Here is a 16,175-nt window from a genome sequence, read left to right on the forward strand (position 1 = left end):
AAAATAGGCCGGAAAATTACTGACAAACACATGACATCTGTCACTTGCCAGCCTTACCCGGCGGCTCGGGATGAAGACACTGAAGGTGCATCCGGTTGCCAGTCGCAAAATCCGTCATGCCATTGCTGACGCAGGGTATTCAGCAGCTCATCATCACTTTGGTAGGACTCAACGGCATAGTGCTGATGCGCCATAACAAAGTGCTCAAAGCGCGACTTGACCTGCTCAAAACCAGGCAGTTGTAAACGCTCATACAACGACGCCAGGTTGCCAAGGGGGTCATGGACCAGATCTTCATACCGCACCTCAAACAGGTTGTTTGCGGGTATCAGGTGACGCTCATCAAAATAGCGTTGCAGCAGGCTAGGATAAATGTTCATCACCGCAGCTTTGTTCTGCTCTTCTGTCAGCGTTTGTATGGCAGAGTCCTGACACATCTTGCGATGTAGCCTGAGGGTGGAATGAAACACATCCACAGGGTTACGTTTGATGTAAATGAACTTGGCATCAGGATATAGCTGCAACAGCAACTTGACCCGGGCAGTGTTGATAGGATTCTTGAGCAGCAGACGCTTTTGCCGATACAAAAAGTTCAGTTTTTTGATGACCTTAGCATACTGCTGCTTCCACTGGCTGGCCGCCAACGAAGTATTGCCGAAAAACAAAAAACGTTGGAAGAAGGTCTGGAACACTGCAGGGAACAACCATGCCAGATAGCAGGAGCCCTGTGTGTAAAGCAGGGCATATTCTTCCTCAAACGCCGCATCAGGTGTCAACTCAACATCATCCATAGGGCGTTTTTGCGGTACCTGGTCATCAAAGAGTTTTTTCAACCATCCCAATTTGTCCAGGATCAGGCAGCAGGGATAGGTAGATGCATGGCGCAGGGTCAGACAGGCAAACTGTGGGTCCTGGCTGAGCAAATAGTGAAAATAGGTGGTACCACTGCGCCAATGTCCCAACAAAAAAACCGGTTGATGAACAATGGGAGTGCGTGTAATCCGTCGCTGGTACAGCAGGTATTCCAACCATCCCAACAGCGTAAAAAACCAGCCGAATAACAGGAAATATGCAAGGTAATCCACCAGCAAGGATTCCTTGTCTTTGGCAACCTGCCATTGCGTTTGCCGCCAAAATTTCAGAAATCGAAACAGCGACATCCCCATCCCAATCTGGGCGTCCTTGTGTTTTTTATCTTTATTCATCTTTGCCTCCGACATGACTATGGAAGTGTCTGTTATCAGATACCTTAAATACCCGGTAATTGGGTTGCGGTGGTGGGCTTGTCAGCATGTCCTGACCAAACCAATCCAGCAGGATGCGGCCAAGCCTGGTGCGAGCTTTGAGAAGCAAGGTCATAGGTACCGCCTGACATCCCAAGCGGGCCTTGAAAGTGTCAGCGGCCTGCCCCACATGAATACTGTCGAAGGGACCTTTTTCCAGCGCCTGCTCAATGGCGGCGTATACCAGGTTGTAGTAGACATTGGTCTGCCGATTGGCCTGATAGTCCAAACCGGCAAACAGCAGATAGAAACGTTTATGACTGAACAAAGACAGCATAAAGCCGACGGTTCGTTCCTCTTTAACCGCCAACGTCAGTAACAGTCGATCAGATTGATGCCGTATCAGTTGCTGAAAAAAGTCATGCTCCAGCACTTCGAATCTGTAGGCAGATTTCTTCACAACGGCCAGATACAACTGGTAAAGATCAGGCCCAAAGGCATCGAATAACTGTGCTTTGGAAAGATGGGAGATGGCAAAGCCAGATTGCAAAAAATGCTGCTGTGCCCTGCGTACATTGGCACGGTACTTGGCCTGAAGCGCCTGACAGTAGTCACTGAAGCGACGAAATTTTGAAGGAAAATAATAATAGGGAGGACTGGGCGCCAGTTGATAACCGTAGTTTGTCAGTTTGCCTAACAGCGGCAATTGTTCAGGTGCTGACTCCGTCACCATATGCAGGCTGCAACGACATTGCCGCCCGACTTGTTCGAGGGCATTTTTAAGGGTTTCTGCCAGAGCATCACCGTCTACCTGGTTGTGTACCACCAGCAGATTGCTTCCCAGGGATACGGGTGGGCCACACAACAGCAGTGGCAGCTTCAAAAAACCCGGCCAGATCCGGCGAATACCCCGCAGCAGTCGTTGCCGCTTTGCGCCCGGTACATTGAGTGGATCCCAGTTAAACAGTGACAACACGGCACAGGCCACACATTGCTGCTGCGCATCAAAAAACAGGGCAAAGAAACACCGATCGGCAGAAGACAGACTGGCGTGAATGGCACGTAAAAACGCTAAATCAGCCAGATCATGAGCGGCATGGCGCTGAACAAAGTCCTGCCAGCCGCTTTGCTCGAGCTCGGCAGGTTCCTGAAAAAGCCGAAAGTGATACATAGTTCCCTGATATCCCATACAAGCCTGACGTCAGAGATTCAGGCGGTGAAATGGCTTGCAGGAATTCTATGGGATCGGCTCTGGTCTTGTTGTTCTGTTGTGTCAGGCTTTGTCAGTAGTCTGGTATATTGGAGATTGCGGCTTATGGCAATTTATTGGGATCGCAAAAGGTCAAGACGCTCTACTATCTTTCATTTTTTCAATTTGCCGGAAAATATCCCGCCAACTGAGTATCCCCACCCAGTGCTTGTTGTCATCAACCACAGGTAAACAGGAAATAGCATGGCGGTTAAATAAGCGAACCGCCTGCAACACGGAGTCATTGAGATTGATAGTAATCAGATTGCGGCTCATGATTTGGTACACTTTTTTCTGAAAAGACGCCATATCCCTGGCATCTGCGCTGTTTGAACCAATACGGGCACTCACCGCTTTAAGCAGATCGCGATCAGAAATCACCCCTAGCAGGGTTTTGCCGTCCACCACCAGCACATGATGAAACTTATGTTTCTGAAAAATCTCGTGCACCCGGTACAGATTGTCATCCATCTTTACCGTTACCACCGGTGCGCTCATAATCTTGCTGACTTTCACAATTTCTCCCTGCAAAACATCAACATAGGCCACAGTTTCAATCTAATGCTGAGTTTGCCCTTTTTGCAAGTCCAAACCGTACAATTCCCTGAACTGCCGGAATATCAATGCCTGATCGCCAGGGCTGAAGCGACTGGTATGAAAGTCCCTGAGTCCTTCAAGCATGGCCTTGCTGCGGAAAAAATCATCGATAATGTCTACAGCCCGGCGCCCGGACTCCGATATAGAGCAGAAAAAAAATCCAGCCACAGGCGAGTTATCATATTCAGCAATTTGCCGAAACTGCAATACATCGCGCTGACCGACAATGCGCCTGACAAAATCTTCATATTCAATCAGCATGTCAAAACGATCGCGTTCGAACATCGAAATAAGTTGATCATAGGTTTCACTGCCACTTAATTGCACGATTTGCTCCGGTCTGGCGCTCAGTAACGGGGTCAGCTCGCCGTAATAGCTCATCCCCACAATGGCCATCGTAAACTTCTGCTCCAGCAGCGCGCTGACCGATACCCGTTCAGGTAATCCATCAAAGCGCCCTTTGAGACTGACAAGCTTGCGGCTTGGATAGATTGTCGAAGGATAGCGGGAAAAATAGCTGTGTTGTTCCCGTTCGGCCGTGCGAATGGCATTGTATGAGCAATAATTGTCAAAACGTCTAATCATGCTCATACGCATCTGCTGGTTAAGCCACAATGTCTCCACGGCAAATTCGCCGGACAGTGCCTGAGAAAACAGCGCCAGTAGATGTTTTTCCTGAGGGTCAACGTCCCGGTGCTGATACAAATTACCGGAGATCAACACCAGAGGCTCCTTGGCCAAAACCGGGTTGAGCACACTGAACACAATAGTCAGTGCCAGTAAGCAGTCATACACACCTTGACGCATGGCGTTTCACAATATTGAAGACCTGCTTTTATCCTAGTCTTCCGTCGACGTTATCACCATGCGAGTTATTGGGCTTTACCCCTGAGTGTCATCATCCACTGACAGCTCGGCCAGGCTGTTGCTGATTTTTTTCGATGACTGTACGCCAAGGCTTTTAAACTCTTCTGCGCGTCGCACCAGATTGCCGCGTCCTTCGGACAACTTTTTGATGGCGCCATCATATTTTTTCTGCACCGTCTGTAAGGACGTACCCAGCCCTTCCATATCGGCCGTAAAGGCCACGAATTTGTCATACAGATCGGCCGCTTTCTTGGCTATCTTCTGGGCGTTCTGGTTCTGATACTCATACTGCCAGATATTATTGATGGTGCGCAGGGCCACCAGTAAATTGGTGGGACTGACCAGCATAATATTGTTATCGAGGGCCAGTTTGATAAGGTCGGGGGCTTGATCAATGGCCAGCAAAAACGCCGGCTCTACCGGCACAAACATCAGTACGTAATCCAGCGTCCTTACCCCATCCAACTTTTGGTAATCCTTGTTACCCAGCCCCTTGATATGGTTACGAATAGACTGAATGTGTTCGCTCAGGTGGCGGGCACGGCTGTCGTCGTCCTGCTCGTTAAAATAACGTTCATAGGCCGCCAGCGACATTTTGGCGTCGATGATTACATCCTTGCCGCCGGGCAAGTGCACTATCACGTCAGGCTTGTAGGCCTTACCCTGCTCATCTTTGTACTGGCCCTGCGTCTCGTATTCATGCCCTTCGCGCAAGCCCGACTCGGTCAGTATGCGTTCCAGCACAATCTCCCCCCAATTCCCCTGCTGCTTATTATCGCCTTTCAGGGCTTTGGTCAGGGCCGCGGCTTCTTCGGTAATCTGTTTGTTCAGCTCTTTAAGGCCCAGTATTTCGGTTTTCAGTGACGCACGCTCCTGCCCTTCACGTACGTACTGATCGCTCACCTGCTTTTTGAAGCCTTCAATCTGATCTTTAAGTGGCGTCAGTAACGAGTCCAGGCTCTGTTTACTGGCCTGGCTGAAATTCTGGGTTTTCTGTTCAAAGATCTTATTGGCCAGGTTTTCAAACTGCTGTTTAAGGCGCTCTTCGGTTTCCTGCAACATGGCAAGCTTTTCTGCCATAGCCTTTTGTTCCTGCTCAAAACGCGCCGCCTGAGCTTCAAGTTGAGTGCGAAGGCTATTTGACTGTTCATTGGCCTGTTGCCATTTATCCTGCCACTCGCGACTTTGTGCCTGTAATTCAGGGATCCGCTCGGCCTGTTGGCGAAACTGGCCAAGCTGATTTTGAATTTGCAGTTGCTGTTGATGATAGGCTTCTATACTGCGTTCCTTGTCCCTAACCTCGGTATAGGCCTGATGCAGACTGCGCTGACTTTGCTCCAGTTGCTGCGCCAATTTTTCCAGCTCACTGTGCATTTGCAGTTTATCGGCACGGGCACGGTTAGCCACCACCAGCCAGCTTATCAGACCACCAGCCAACACACCGCCTAAGGCCAGAGCCAGTTGCAGGGAATTCAGTTCCAATTGCACTATTGTTATTCTCCAAAAATAGCGGGGCAGCACTCAGACAGATGCCGTCACCACACAGATGCTTGCTATCCTGCCATCTTAGCACGGACTGTCAGGCAAACGCCCAGACCATAAGCCGAAACAAATAACGCATGGATAATAATATCCGACCAGGGATCGCCGATAAGCCAGGGCGCGCCGATGCGCTGGTAACCATTGATGCCGACCCAGCTATGTCGCAATACCATTAATAAGCCAAACCAACAGGCCGTTTTACCGACACTTTGTGTCACTATCAGGCAACTCAGTCCAACTAACACATACATAACCGACAGAGCCCCCAAAACAGACTGCATGGCCGGGCCAGCATAGTCGTTGATGGCCACAACCGTACCGAAGGTTTGGTAAGGATGGAAAAACGAATAAAGGCCAAAGGCCAAGGTGATAACAAAATCCAGATATAAGGTGCCACGCAATAACTTGCCGGGTTTGCTATTGTGCATATGCTTTTCCTTGTGACATAAACAGGCAAACTTGTTGTTGCAGACCTTAAAAGGATAAGTTCAGGGGATGCAAGGTTTCGCTTTGGCAACTTTGTTGCAGGATATTAAAACCCCTGCTTGACCAGCTTTTTAACCCTGGCTTTGACCGATGCCGGCTCATCCATTAATGCCATCTCCAGTAGCTGCGTTACGTCTGGCTGTAGCTCTGGATACTGTAGAGCAAGATGATAAAGGCCGTGATACGACCAGGCCCGCACAAACTTATTGGGGTGCCGCAGGCCATAGCGCAATTTGGCCTCCACCGCCGTTGTTCTGAGCTGATTCACTGACAAATACGCAAAACTTTGCAAGATGTGCAGTTGCGCCTGCCAGGCGTCAATAGTGACAAAGGCCTCCAGCAACGTCGCCTGCTGCTGTGCATTCAAGTCCTGGCCATGTTCCAGTGATGCCTTTAACAGCCAGGTCACGCCAGGTTGTAACTCCGGCACTTGTATCAATTGCATCAATTGCGTTAGGAAATTCGCATCCACGCTATATTCTGTATAGATATGACGAATGGCGGAGGCAGATTTACCATCCCAGCCATAGAGAGCCTGACGGAGTGTTTGCATACATGCTCAGTTGCTAAAAAGCTGCGGGGCGGTAACCAGCAGTTGCCGATAAACACATAAACTAGCGTATGCATCATTGGCTGCATAGGCCAGTTGTGCAGCGGACAACGGTATTTTTGCCCAGTTTGAGGTGGACAAATGTTTAGACTTAGGCAGATATTGCTTAAGTACAACAGCCACTGCCGCCTGCACACCGACCTGATCTTTATAACCCAGAGATTTTACCAGCTTGGCCAAATCCACACAGGGTTTAAGCGTCACCCCCAGTTTATGTTGCAGTGGCCCTTTATCTGATCGAAGACCAAAGCCTACTTTGAGAATAGTGTCGGCCTGAATAATGTCTGCCAGGTGCGGGTTGCCTTCAAGCAAGGATGCACTGAATAAAAACGCCTGGCTATCAGTGGCCAGTTGCAGCAAATGCGGCCCGCCAGTTGACTGATTGGCGACAAAGCTCGGCTTGCTCTCGGTGTCAAAGCCCAGCGCATCAGCCTGGCTCAGCACGTGGCAGGCATCCGCCACTTCATTGGCGCAGGTCAGCATATGGATGTTTTCTGGTTGCAAACCAACAAATGCTGGCAGCTCGCGGATTTGCTGTTTAGAAGGCCGAAGCAGATAAGAATGAGGCTGCATGGTCAATCCCTGAGTTTTTTGCAGCCTAACGAATTTACCTATGAATTGGCAAGGGCTGCAGGGCCTCTTGTGCCCTGCGCATAGTCTTGCCGGGTTAGCGGGCAGGGAATCCATTGGCGGTCTTTCGAACAACAATGACCGCCAGGTAAAGCGCCGACGCTAGCTATTATGGCAACAACTCCCAGACATTGCCCTGTCCAGGTGTATCGCCTTGTGTCCACCACTTGGCTTGATAGTTGGCGCCCTGATAACTGACCTGATCACCATTGTTATACACCTTGCCTGCTTCCCAGGCAGGCGTGCCGTTGGCCGGTGGATCAGTCGGTGGAATATCAAGGTTATCCACGACCCTGACCGCAGGCCAGTTGGCGTGAGACTGATAGAAATTACTCACGCATTTCTCATAGTCACCAGGTACCAGTGCAGAATAAGCGGTTTGATAGCCCACCAACTGACATTCAAAGGAATATCCCCCCGGCCTGTCGGCAAAGTGCTGCCAGTTTCCGTCCCAGTTGGTATACAGCACATCGGTGGCACCGCTTAAATTCAAACTGCCATAAGGCGTCTGCTGATAACAGGTATTCAATTCATCGGCTTGAATAGGAATTTGATAGTAATCCGCTAAGTCTTGCCAGTAGCGAATACGGTTTACCGGTTGACCTTTGTAGCGATTTTGCTCACCACACTCAATGCCGCCATTGATAATGTTAATGGTGGTGCCAAAGCCATAACCAATCCCCGCATCCACTTCCCGCTGAGAGGGCACCCAGGTGCGATCAATCACATGCAGCATAGCCGGTTTAGGGGCTTGCGGGGTAAGGAAAAACCAGATGGCGGACGCCAGATTCAACCAGGAATCAGCCACCAGACCAGGATTATTCAGCAACACGGTCGCATCACCGTCGTACATCACTTCCGAAAAAGCCCCATAGTTAAAGTGATAGGACAGTTGTTTTGCGCCGCGCCCAAAGTAGCCTTTTCCCGGAGAACAGGGCCAGCGTAGATTCTGCCAGTCATTCTGGCCACAGCCTGTGGTGTAACCTGCCTGCCCTTCTGACCAGCCCATTTCCCGCACATGCACCAGGGCCTGCTGCCACTCCTCCAGACCAAGCGGATTATCCCAAATATTGGTTTTAGCAATATGGCCACCGGTTTCCTGCGCAAAGTGCGCAAAGGCGGTAATAATAGAACGTTTACAAATCGCATCGGCATCGCGGCCATCGGTATAGTCGCCGCAAAAGGCCGGAAATTTGCCAATGGCACGTAAAAAACGGGTATAAGTGTATTCCGGTGCCGCCATTTGCGTCAGATATTCCCACTGGGCCTGGGGAAACACGCGCTCGGCCCGCTTTACGTTGTCCGGATTGCTGCTGGCATCGGGCACAATCGCCTCTACTAGCACATTTGACCGGGTTTGCAGGGCGTCAGCCCAGAGTGCATACATGGGGTTGGCAGTAAGCGCCGCCTCTGTGGCCTGCACTTCTCCTCTATCCAGTAAATAGCCACCGGGATTATCAGGATCAGGTTGCGGATGTATTGCCAGGGCCCCACTACTACTCATAACTAAGACACTGATTAACCAGTTTTTATATTGCATTTGCTGTCTCCGATTAATTAAGTAAAAACATTTTACTTAATTAATATTTACATTGTTTTTACATTCATACAACCGGCATATCGTCCTGGGCGATACAAGGAATGATCAGAGCCTGTCTCAGCAGCTGCAAGTTGGGCTGTTTTCTGCAACACTGAACTATTTCGCGCAGGACAACACAGATGACAGATGCAATTAAAATTGAAGATCTGATAACAGGTACAGGTAAGGTTGCTGTTAAAGGGGCATTGATCACCACCCATTACCGGGGCTGGCTGGAGGACGGCCGCGAATTTGACGCATCTTACCATCGCGGCAAACCTTTCCAGACCGTTCTATCGTCTACCAAGGTGATCCAGGGCTGGTTTCTGGGTCTGCAAGGCATGCAAGTAGGGGGTAAACGCAAACTCTGGGTACCGGCATCCCTGGCTTATGGAGAACGTCAGGTTGGCGATATGATCCCAGCAAACAGTAATCTGATCTTTGAAATTGAGTTACTGGAAGTGCTAACCCGTGACGATTAATGGGTCAGCACTGGATAGCAAGTACAGCCCCGTAAAGGAGTGGTTATCACCCCGAACTGCGGCAAACCACACTAGTTTAGCCGCCGTCCGGATAACTGTCGGAGGGGATCTGACAACACCTGTAATCCTGGCCACAGCGGCTCAAAGTGTTTAACCGATTCAGACACTGTGGTTTCCAAGGTGGCAATATCCAAGGCCGCCGCAAAACAGGCCAAGAAGTCAGACTCGCTTGTCTGCCTAAGTTGCTCTTTATGCCATTTGGAGTAGAGCGTGACGCTGGTTCCATCCAGACTTTGATGCAAGCTGGCCGAGACGAAACCCGGTATGCTTCTGACAGAATATTCGGTGCTGTGCACCAGTATATCCACCAAATGGCGTTGATGCTGCACAGCGACCCTGAACACATTGATATGTGTCAGCAAGCTATCCTTGGCGTTGATATTGGTCATAATTAGGTATCCTTGGCTTAAAATTGTGGCGCTAACGGACTTTGTGGCATTAACGGTTGCCACCAACGTTGTACCTGCATGGCGTCAAGCAGACTTAATACCTCGCCGGGTATTGGCGTAGACAGTGGGATCCCTTCTGCACTGGCCAATTGACTGATGCGTTCCAGTGGTTCGTACCAGGCATGGAACGCCAAATCAAATGTGCCATTGTGAATAGGTATCATCACCCTGCCCTGCAAATCTATATGAGCCTGCAGGCTTTGCTCAGGGGTCATATGTACATCGGGCCAATCACTGTCATAGGCACCGGTTTCAATCAGGGTGACATCGAATGGACCATACTTCTGGCCGATTTGTTTAAAACCCTGGAAGTACCCTGAATCCCCACTGAAAAACAGGCTGTCGTATTGGCTTTTAATCACCCAGGAGCCCCACAAACTGTTATTCGCATCACTGAGTCCGCGTCCTGAAAAATGCCGGGTGGGGGTAAACGCCAGCATTGCCTTGTCGGTGTGCAGTTCTTGCCACCAGTCGAAGCTTAAGATCTTGTCCGCATCAATCCCCCACTTCAGTAAGTCCCCTTCCACCCCCAAAGGCACCAGGAATTGTTGAGTTTTATGATTTAGCTGCTGTATGGCCGTTTTATCCAGATGGTCATAGTGATTATGGGAGATCAACACCTTATGGATGTCAGGCAAGTCTTGGATACTTATCGGGGCCTGATGAAATCGCTTTGGCCCGACAAATGTAAAAGGTGAAGCACGCTGTGCAAAAACCGGGTCAAGCAACCAGAATTCACCATACACCTTCAGCAACACTGAAGAATGCCCCAACTTAATCAGATGTAATTCGGTATCAGACAGTTGCAATAACTGCTCACGACTAAGTGACTTCACCGGTAAAACAGTATCTGGCATGGTATGCACTTTTTTCTCGGTAAAGAAACGCCACATAATCTCCAGCGTCTTCGCTAAACCTGTGCCAGGCACGGCATCATCATTGTGGAATTTGCCTTGGCTAAAGTTAGCCTTCGTGATGCTGTGCTGTGTGCCCATCGCGCTGAGTTGATTATTCAATGCCGCTCCCCCCAGGAACAAAACCAGGACAATGCCTGCCAGCCAATAACGTTTTCTCATTCGCCACAAAATGTAAACTACACGGTGTAGTTTAGACAACACCAAAGAAAAGTAAACTACTAAGTGCAAGTTTTTTTATTAGGAGGTAAACTGCGGGGTAATTGAACAAGGTGATGTATGAAACTATCGGATCAAAAGCGACTGGATATTCTACAAGCGGCTGAACAGTTGTTCTATCAGCAAGGACTGGAGCAAACCAGCATGGATCAGGTAGCGCAATTGGCGAATGTGTCCAAGCGCACAGTGTATAATCATTTCGACACCAAAGATGCGTTGTTTCAGGCCATCCTGGATAGAATGCGAGAGCAACTGGGTAGCACCGCTGCGGTACAGTTTGATGCGAATCAGGCGATTCAGCCACAACTGCTGCATATTGCTCAGCAGGAAGCGCAGCTTTTGATTTCAGATACTTTCCTGCGCACCGCCAGAGTCGCCTTCCTGCATATGTTGAAACAGCCCGAGCTGGCGAAGCGCTTTAGTGGCAGTAAAGTGGGCTGTATGAGTTTTCTTGAAACCTTCCTGCAACAGGCCGTAAAGGCCAATGCACTGAAAATTGATGACATTGAGCTGGCAGCCAAACAGTTTGTGATGCAGCTGAAATCCTTCCTGTTCTATCCCAGACTCTATGGTTTTGATGAGCCTGATGCTAGGCAGCAGCAACATATCATCGAAGAAACAGTGAGCATGTTTCTGGCCCGTTATCAGGTAACTGCCTAAAACGTTTTGCATATATACCGAAAAGCCCCTGGCATTTTAAATTTGCTGTGCTTTACTTTTGTCTGTCAGGCCGATGCTGCATAAGAAGCCGCCGTACAGGCATATTGCCCGGACAATCGGCGACGACACTTAGGCAGTAGTGGCCTGGCCCTAATCTCCAATGTATTCCGTTCTCAATGTAAATGTTTTTTGCAGCACATAATAAAAACCCCCATACAGAGATGGGGGTTTTTATTTCTATCAACCGGTCAACATCAGGCGTTGCCTTTTACCTTCATTTTATGTGCAGCGGCAAAGTCCAGCATTCGGTTCAATGGCAGCATCGCTTTGACTCTGGTGCCCTCATCAACAAAAATTTCATGCCCATTGCTATCTGTAAGTGCCTGCTCAATAGCTTGCAGACCGTTCATGGCCATCCAGGGACAATGGGCACAACTTCTGCAGGTTGCTCCGTTACCGCCAGTAGGCGCCTCCAGGAAGATCTTACCCGGTGCAGCCTGCTGCATCTTGTAGAAAATACCCTTATCGGTAGCCACAATCAGGCGTTTATTGGGTAAGGTTTGCGCGGCTTTGATCAATTGTGAAGTCGAACCCACCGCGTCGGCCATGGCAACAATATTGGCTGGTGATTCAGGGTGCACCAATATCGCTGCGTCAGGATACTGCTGTTTGAGGGCTTGCAATGCCCTGGCCTTGAATTCATCATGAACAATACAGGCGCCCTGCCACATCAACATCTCAGCACCGGTTTGCTTCTCGATATAAGCGCCCAGATGACGATCTGGTCCCCACAGTATTTTTTTACCCTGACTGTCCAGATGTTCTACGATTTCCAGCGCGATGCTGGAAGTTACCACCCAGTCTGCCCGGGCTTTTACTGCCGCAGAGGTATTGGCGTACACCACCACAGTGTGTTCAGGATGTGCATCGCAAAAGGCACTGAAACGGTCTATGGGGCAACCTAAGTCCAACGAGCAGGTGGCTTCCAACGTTGGCATCAGAACGGTCTTTTCCGGACTGAGGATTTTGGCCGTTTCGCCCATAAACTTCACGCCAGCTACAATCAGAGTTTGTTCCTTGGCATCACGGCCAAATCTGGCCATTTCCAATGAGTCAGACACACAGCCGTTGGTTTCCTCGGCGAGGGCCTGAATGACCGGGTCGGTGTAATAATGTGCCACCAGTACAGCATTTTTTTCTTTCAGCAAACGCTTGATACGTTCACGATAGTCACACTGCTCCGCTTCGCTTAACACCCTGGGCTTGGGTGGAAACGGATAATCGAGAGTATCAATGGTTTGAGTCTGGATCATGGTACGGCATCGGTCTTGCTAAAAAGGGACCGAATTATACTAGCTTTGCCTGAAAATTGATATGGTAGCTGGGTACTCCCCTCATTTGAGGTAGGTCATGCAATAGGAGGCATAATGTGGGTTGAAGGCAAAGTCATAGAGCGACGGGATTGGAATGATAAGCTATTCTCCCTGTTTATTCAGGCAGACATTGCGCCATTCTTACCCGGACAGTTTATTAAGGTTGCACTGCCAATAGCTGGGAAGCGCATTGGCCGCGCCTACTCCCTGGTAAATGCCCCCGGCAGCGCCACACTTGAGATCCTGGTCGTAGCCGTGGAACAGGGGCAGCTGTCCCCCGCTTTGGCAGCATTGTCAGCCGGTGACAAGCTGGAAGTCAGTGCCAGGGCCAGTGGATTTATGACTCTGGTAGAGATACCCAAATGTCGCGATCTGTGGATGCTGGCTACCGGCACCGCTGTCGGTCCCTTTGTATCGATGCTGCGTGCCGGGCAGCTTTGGTCGCAATGTGAAAATGCGGTGCTGGTATATGGTGTGCGTTACGCACATGACCTTGCCTATATAGATGAACTGAATACCCTTGCCAGCCAAAATCCATCATTGCGCTTGATGATTAGCGTGACCCGTGAAGCCATACCAGGTGCATTTAATCAGCGTATTACTGAACTGATTGCAACGGGGCAATTGGAGCAAGCAGCCGGTTTACCCATTAATACCGACAATAGCCACTTAGTACTTTGTGGTAACCCGGATATGGTAAGTGAAACCCAACAGTTGCTGCTGGAAAAAGGCTTGCATAAACACTTAAAACGTCAGCCTGGTCATATTACCGTGGAGAAGTACTGGTAAGGAATTATACTTGCGGCTGGCCGGCACTTTTATCTCCCAAAACCAGGCCCAGAACAGTGGAATTAACCAGTATTTTCAGACCTTATGGTGCTATTTTTATGCAAACAGCCTATAAATACAGCACTCAGTAAGAAAAATGTCACTTTCTTGGAGAATTGGGTTGCGCCAGGTTCGGAAATAAGTATTATATGCGCCCGTTGCAGCAGACAACGAAAACAAGTGGGTCGTTAGCTCAGTCGGTAGAGCAGTTGACTTTTAATCAATTGGTCGCTGGTTCGAATCCAGCACGACCCACCACTTTCTCCAAGCATTCAGCCCAAGAGAAAATCTGCTACCTTCCATAAGATTGTGGGTCGTTAGCTCAGTTGGTAGAGCAGTTGACTTTTAATCAATTGGTCGCTGGTTCGAATCCAGCACGACCCACCACAATCACCAAAACATCCAAGCTATAAATCAAGTTTCCCTTTACTCAATACAACCTATATGGGTCGTGTGGGGTGAGAACCAGCCGGTTCGACAAATTTTTCAGGAAAAAATTTGAACATCGCGCCGTCAGCGATGGCCCTCAGGGCGAAAAGCTGGATGCCTGAAGTTAGAATAACAAAACGCTAAACATGATCCAGCGACTAAATACATACATGAGCAGGCAATGTTTTCGTGCATTACCTGCCATGGAGACTCTTAGTCAACATACTCGCTTACGCAGAGCCAACCAAAGCCGGCCTGAAAGTTTATACAGGTAGGGAAATACTTTAACGGCCTTGATGCCGCGTTTGCGGCTTTGAAAGCAGCTTCTATCTCATTGCTTGCTGAACCAGTCCAGACATATTGCTCACCAGATACCACATTGGTGGTCACGGCTGAAGCGCACAATATCGCCAGAGATAACATCTTATTTTTTAGTGATTTTCTCATTACACATCTCCATATAAGTAAAGGCTTTGAATTTTCTGCTCTTTTCTTGAGCAACTCGACCTTAAAACGTGCCACCAAATATGTCAATTTGTTTTACTTATATAAGCAGATGTACCCATAGAGGTACCAGATGTGCTGTGTCACATTATTTCAGACACAAAAAAACGCCGAACAGCAAGCTGAGCGGCGTTTAACGAGATTTGCAACTGGCTGTTAGTTAGCCTTTAACGTCCTGAGTCTGGGCTCTGCCAGCTTCCTGGCAGACGAATCAGGATATTCACGAATAACTTGCTCGTAAAGTTGCTGAGCGCGTGCCAGGTTCGCCTGGTTCTGCGCAATCATACCCAGTTTAAGCAAGGAATCCGCTCGTTTATTGGAATCAGGAAACTCACTGATCACCTTGTCGAAATGTGAGGCGGCTCCACTCCAGTCTTGCTTGTTAAACAGCAACTGCCCCAGCCAGTATCTGGCATTGGCGGCAAAACTTGAGTTTGGATAAGCCTTCAGAAACGCCTCGAACTCAGGGATAGCCTGATCATAACGCTTATCACGTAGAATCAGATTTACCGCCCGGTCATAGGCCTCCTGTTCACTGGCAGAACCGGCTGCTGGTGTATCCGGTGTCATACCCGACAAATCTGCACCTGGGGATGCAGGACGATTCATCACCGCATCGATACGTTTGTCGATTTCGAGATAAAGCTCGCGTTGACGCTCAAGAATCTGCTCCAGCTTGTGGCTATGTAATTCCACCATACCGCGCAGTTCGTTCACCTCGTTTTGCACCTGATCCAGTTGCGCCTGCACTGAATGCTGAGCATTGGTTCTGGCATCCACCATACGCTCTAATGCCGCCATCCTGCTTTCCAGGCTGCCGGATGTTACATCAGTCACAGGAGCAGGAGCTGCTACAACCGCAGCCCCCATCAAAGTGCCAATTAAAGCAACGCTAGGCTTGATCATCAGCAAGGCTTATCGATAAACCAACACGCCGCGACGGTTTTTGGCAAATGCCGCTTCGGTCAGGCTGGCATCGGCAGGCTTTTCTTCACCGTAAGAAACCACAGAGATTTGCGAGCTGCTTACGCCAGCGTTTTGCAGGTAAGTAGCCACAGATTTAGCACGACGCTCGCCCAAAGCAATGTTGTATTCTGGCGTACCACGGCTATCACAGTGGCCTTCCACTGTGACGCGCTGACCAGGATTTTTCACCAGGAAAGCAGCGTGCTTGTCCAGAATACCGTAATAAGAAGAGCTGATAGTGGAGCGGTCAAAATCAAAATACACCACTTGCTCATTCTGCAGGGCATCCAGCTCTTCACGCATCAGTTCCTGAGGAGATTTAACGCGCTCCATAGTACCAGTTTGAACAGTGGAAGACGTATCTTGCTCTGTGCTAGTTTGTGTTTGATTAGTAGATGCCTGATCATCAACCTGACTGCTGGAAGAGCAAGCCATCAGAGTGATTACCGGCAGAGCAATGATGACGCCCTTGAATACTTTGTTTAGTTGCATTCTCGTGATCCTTATT

The 16,175-nt window shown here is 49.3% G+C and carries 18 protein-coding genes and 2 tRNA genes; 5 read left to right on the forward strand and 15 right to left on the reverse strand.

The genetic code is table 11. The features are described 5' to 3' along the window. Positions 1-53: 53 nt before the first annotated feature. The 9 genes from ABD028_RS07360 to ABD028_RS07400 form a co-directional block, all read right to left on the reverse strand. Positions 54-1,205, reverse strand: coding sequence for a sulfotransferase family protein (locus tag ABD028_RS07360; RefSeq protein WP_343843591.1), 1,152 nt, complete (start codon positions 1,203-1,205; stop codon positions 54-56). After that, on the reverse strand, positions 1,198-2,394 hold the full coding sequence (locus ABD028_RS07365; RefSeq protein WP_343843594.1) for a GNAT family N-acetyltransferase: 1,197 nt from the start codon (positions 2,392-2,394) through the stop codon (positions 1,198-1,200). The genes ABD028_RS07360 and ABD028_RS07365 overlap by 8 nt, the downstream gene beginning before the upstream one ends. Before the next feature lie 171 nt (positions 2,395-2,565). Next, the gene (locus ABD028_RS07370; RefSeq protein WP_343843597.1) at positions 2,566-2,988 is read right to left on the reverse strand and encodes a CBS domain-containing protein; all 423 of its coding nucleotides are present in this window, start codon (positions 2,986-2,988) and stop codon (positions 2,566-2,568) included. A 42-nt stretch (positions 2,989-3,030) separates the two neighbouring features. Beyond that, entirely contained in the window at positions 3,031-3,876 is an 846-nt protein-coding gene (locus tag ABD028_RS07375; protein WP_343843601.1) for a hypothetical protein, read from the reverse strand. 75 nt (positions 3,877-3,951) lie between these two features. Beyond that, the gene (gene rmuC / locus ABD028_RS07380) at positions 3,952-5,424 is read right to left on the reverse strand and encodes a DNA recombination protein RmuC (RefSeq protein WP_343843604.1); all 1,473 of its coding nucleotides are present in this window, start codon (positions 5,422-5,424) and stop codon (positions 3,952-3,954) included. A gap of 65 nt (positions 5,425-5,489) precedes the next feature. Next, entirely contained in the window at positions 5,490-5,906 is a 417-nt protein-coding gene (locus ABD028_RS07385) for a hypothetical protein (protein ID WP_343843607.1), read from the reverse strand. A gap of 104 nt (positions 5,907-6,010) precedes the next feature. Further along, complete coding sequence (locus ABD028_RS07390) at positions 6,011-6,517, reverse strand: hypothetical protein (RefSeq protein WP_343843609.1); 507 nt, start codon at positions 6,515-6,517, stop codon at positions 6,011-6,013. A 6-nt stretch (positions 6,518-6,523) separates the two neighbouring features. Beyond that, positions 6,524-7,147 (reverse strand): 3'-5' exonuclease, encoded by a 624-nt coding sequence (locus ABD028_RS07395; protein ID WP_343843611.1) that lies wholly within the window; start codon positions 7,145-7,147, stop codon positions 6,524-6,526. Between the two features lie 166 nt (positions 7,148-7,313). Further along, the gene (locus ABD028_RS07400) at positions 7,314-8,744 is read right to left on the reverse strand and encodes a chitinase (protein WP_343843613.1); all 1,431 of its coding nucleotides are present in this window, start codon (positions 8,742-8,744) and stop codon (positions 7,314-7,316) included. Positions 8,745-8,923: 179 nt separating this feature from the next. Here ABD028_RS07400 and ABD028_RS07405 point away from each other — a divergent pair, with 179 nt between their 5' ends. After that, the gene (locus ABD028_RS07405; protein WP_343843615.1) at positions 8,924-9,265 is read left to right on the forward strand and encodes an FKBP-type peptidyl-prolyl cis-trans isomerase; all 342 of its coding nucleotides are present in this window, start codon (positions 8,924-8,926) and stop codon (positions 9,263-9,265) included. 71 nt (positions 9,266-9,336) lie between these two features. Here the strand turns inward: ABD028_RS07405 and ABD028_RS07410 are convergent, their stop codons facing one another. Continuing rightward, positions 9,337-9,714, reverse strand: coding sequence for an antibiotic biosynthesis monooxygenase (locus ABD028_RS07410; RefSeq protein ID WP_343843617.1), 378 nt, complete (start codon positions 9,712-9,714; stop codon positions 9,337-9,339). 17 nt (positions 9,715-9,731) lie between these two features. After that, positions 9,732-10,850 carry an MBL fold metallo-hydrolase gene (locus ABD028_RS07415; protein WP_343843619.1) on the reverse strand — a complete coding sequence of 373 codons (1,119 nt, stop codon included), beginning with the start codon at positions 10,848-10,850 and terminating at the stop codon, positions 9,732-9,734. A gap of 117 nt (positions 10,851-10,967) precedes the next feature. Here ABD028_RS07415 and ABD028_RS07420 point away from each other — a divergent pair, with 117 nt between their 5' ends. Then, positions 10,968-11,567, forward strand: a complete 600-nt coding sequence (locus ABD028_RS07420) for a TetR/AcrR family transcriptional regulator (RefSeq protein WP_343843621.1) — start codon at positions 10,968-10,970, stop codon at positions 11,565-11,567. A 254-nt stretch (positions 11,568-11,821) separates the two neighbouring features. Here ABD028_RS07420 and nadA read toward each other — a convergent pair whose 3' ends face one another. Further along, on the reverse strand, positions 11,822-12,880 hold the full coding sequence (gene nadA, locus ABD028_RS07425; protein WP_343843622.1) for a quinolinate synthase NadA: 1,059 nt from the start codon (positions 12,878-12,880) through the stop codon (positions 11,822-11,824). 114 nt (positions 12,881-12,994) lie between these two features. On the opposite strand from nadA, the gene ABD028_RS07430 reads away from it, so the two are divergent. The 3 genes from ABD028_RS07430 (at position 12,995) to ABD028_RS07440 (ending at position 14,155) form a co-directional block, all read left to right on the forward strand. Further along, on the forward strand, positions 12,995-13,729 hold the full coding sequence (locus tag ABD028_RS07430) for a ferredoxin--NADP reductase (RefSeq protein ID WP_343843623.1): 735 nt from the start codon (positions 12,995-12,997) through the stop codon (positions 13,727-13,729). A 221-nt stretch (positions 13,730-13,950) separates the two neighbouring features. After that, positions 13,951-14,026 (forward strand) — tRNA-Lys (locus ABD028_RS07435). Between the two features lie 53 nt (positions 14,027-14,079). Then, positions 14,080-14,155: transfer RNA gene (locus ABD028_RS07440), tRNA-Lys, on the forward strand. Positions 14,156-14,410: 255 nt separating this feature from the next. Here ABD028_RS07440 and ABD028_RS07445 read toward each other — a convergent pair. From ABD028_RS07445 to pal, 3 genes are all read right to left on the reverse strand, one after another. Continuing rightward, positions 14,411-14,644, reverse strand: a complete 234-nt coding sequence (locus ABD028_RS07445) for a hypothetical protein (RefSeq protein ID WP_343843625.1) — start codon at positions 14,642-14,644, stop codon at positions 14,411-14,413. A 213-nt stretch (positions 14,645-14,857) separates the two neighbouring features. Further along, on the reverse strand, positions 14,858-15,607 hold the full coding sequence (gene ybgF / locus ABD028_RS07450) for a tol-pal system protein YbgF (RefSeq protein WP_102796119.1): 750 nt from the start codon (positions 15,605-15,607) through the stop codon (positions 14,858-14,860). 9 nt (positions 15,608-15,616) lie between these two features. Beyond that, the gene (gene pal, locus ABD028_RS07455; RefSeq protein WP_102796118.1) at positions 15,617-16,159 is read right to left on the reverse strand and encodes a peptidoglycan-associated lipoprotein Pal; all 543 of its coding nucleotides are present in this window, start codon (positions 16,157-16,159) and stop codon (positions 15,617-15,619) included. Between the last annotated feature and the right edge of the window lie 16 nt (positions 16,160-16,175).

This window comes from Bowmanella denitrificans (assembly GCF_039522935.1).
GTDB lineage: Bacteria > Pseudomonadota > Gammaproteobacteria > Enterobacterales > Alteromonadaceae > Bowmanella > Bowmanella denitrificans.

Excerpts from the sequence above, each read along its gene's own strand:
- ABD028_RS07360 (WP_343843591.1), bottom strand. The coding sequence starts at position 1,205 with ATGAATAAAGATAAAAAACACAAGGACGCCCAGATTGGGATGGGGATG.
- ABD028_RS07365 (WP_343843594.1), bottom strand. The coding sequence starts at position 2,394 with ATGTATCACTTTCGGCTTTTTCAGGAACCTGCCGAGCTCGAGCAAAGC.
- ABD028_RS07375 (WP_343843601.1), bottom strand. The coding sequence starts at position 3,876 with ATGCGTCAAGGTGTGTATGACTGCTTACTGGCACTGACTATTGTGTTC.
- ABD028_RS07385 (WP_343843607.1), bottom strand. The coding sequence starts at position 5,906 with ATGCACAATAGCAAACCCGGCAAGTTATTGCGTGGCACCTTATATCTG.
- ABD028_RS07390 (WP_343843609.1), bottom strand. The coding sequence starts at position 6,517 with ATGCAAACACTCCGTCAGGCTCTCTATGGCTGGGATGGTAAATCTGCC.
- ABD028_RS07395 (WP_343843611.1), bottom strand. The coding sequence starts at position 7,147 with ATGCAGCCTCATTCTTATCTGCTTCGGCCTTCTAAACAGCAAATCCGC.
- ABD028_RS07400 (WP_343843613.1), bottom strand. The coding sequence starts at position 8,744 with ATGCAATATAAAAACTGGTTAATCAGTGTCTTAGTTATGAGTAGTAGT.
- ABD028_RS07405 (WP_343843615.1), top strand. The coding sequence starts at position 8,924 with ATGACAGATGCAATTAAAATTGAAGATCTGATAACAGGTACAGGTAAG.
- ABD028_RS07410 (WP_343843617.1), bottom strand. The coding sequence starts at position 9,714 with ATGACCAATATCAACGCCAAGGATAGCTTGCTGACACATATCAATGTG.
- ABD028_RS07415 (WP_343843619.1), bottom strand. The coding sequence starts at position 10,850 with ATGAGAAAACGTTATTGGCTGGCAGGCATTGTCCTGGTTTTGTTCCTG.
- ABD028_RS07420 (WP_343843621.1), top strand. The coding sequence starts at position 10,968 with ATGAAACTATCGGATCAAAAGCGACTGGATATTCTACAAGCGGCTGAA.
- nadA (WP_343843622.1), bottom strand. The coding sequence starts at position 12,880 with ATGATCCAGACTCAAACCATTGATACTCTCGATTATCCGTTTCCACCC.
- ABD028_RS07430 (WP_343843623.1), top strand. The coding sequence starts at position 12,995 with ATGTGGGTTGAAGGCAAAGTCATAGAGCGACGGGATTGGAATGATAAG.
- ABD028_RS07445 (WP_343843625.1), bottom strand. The coding sequence starts at position 14,644 with ATGAGAAAATCACTAAAAAATAAGATGTTATCTCTGGCGATATTGTGC.
- ybgF (WP_102796119.1), bottom strand. The coding sequence starts at position 15,607 with ATGATCAAGCCTAGCGTTGCTTTAATTGGCACTTTGATGGGGGCTGCG.
- pal (WP_102796118.1), bottom strand. The coding sequence starts at position 16,159 with ATGCAACTAAACAAAGTATTCAAGGGCGTCATCATTGCTCTGCCGGTA.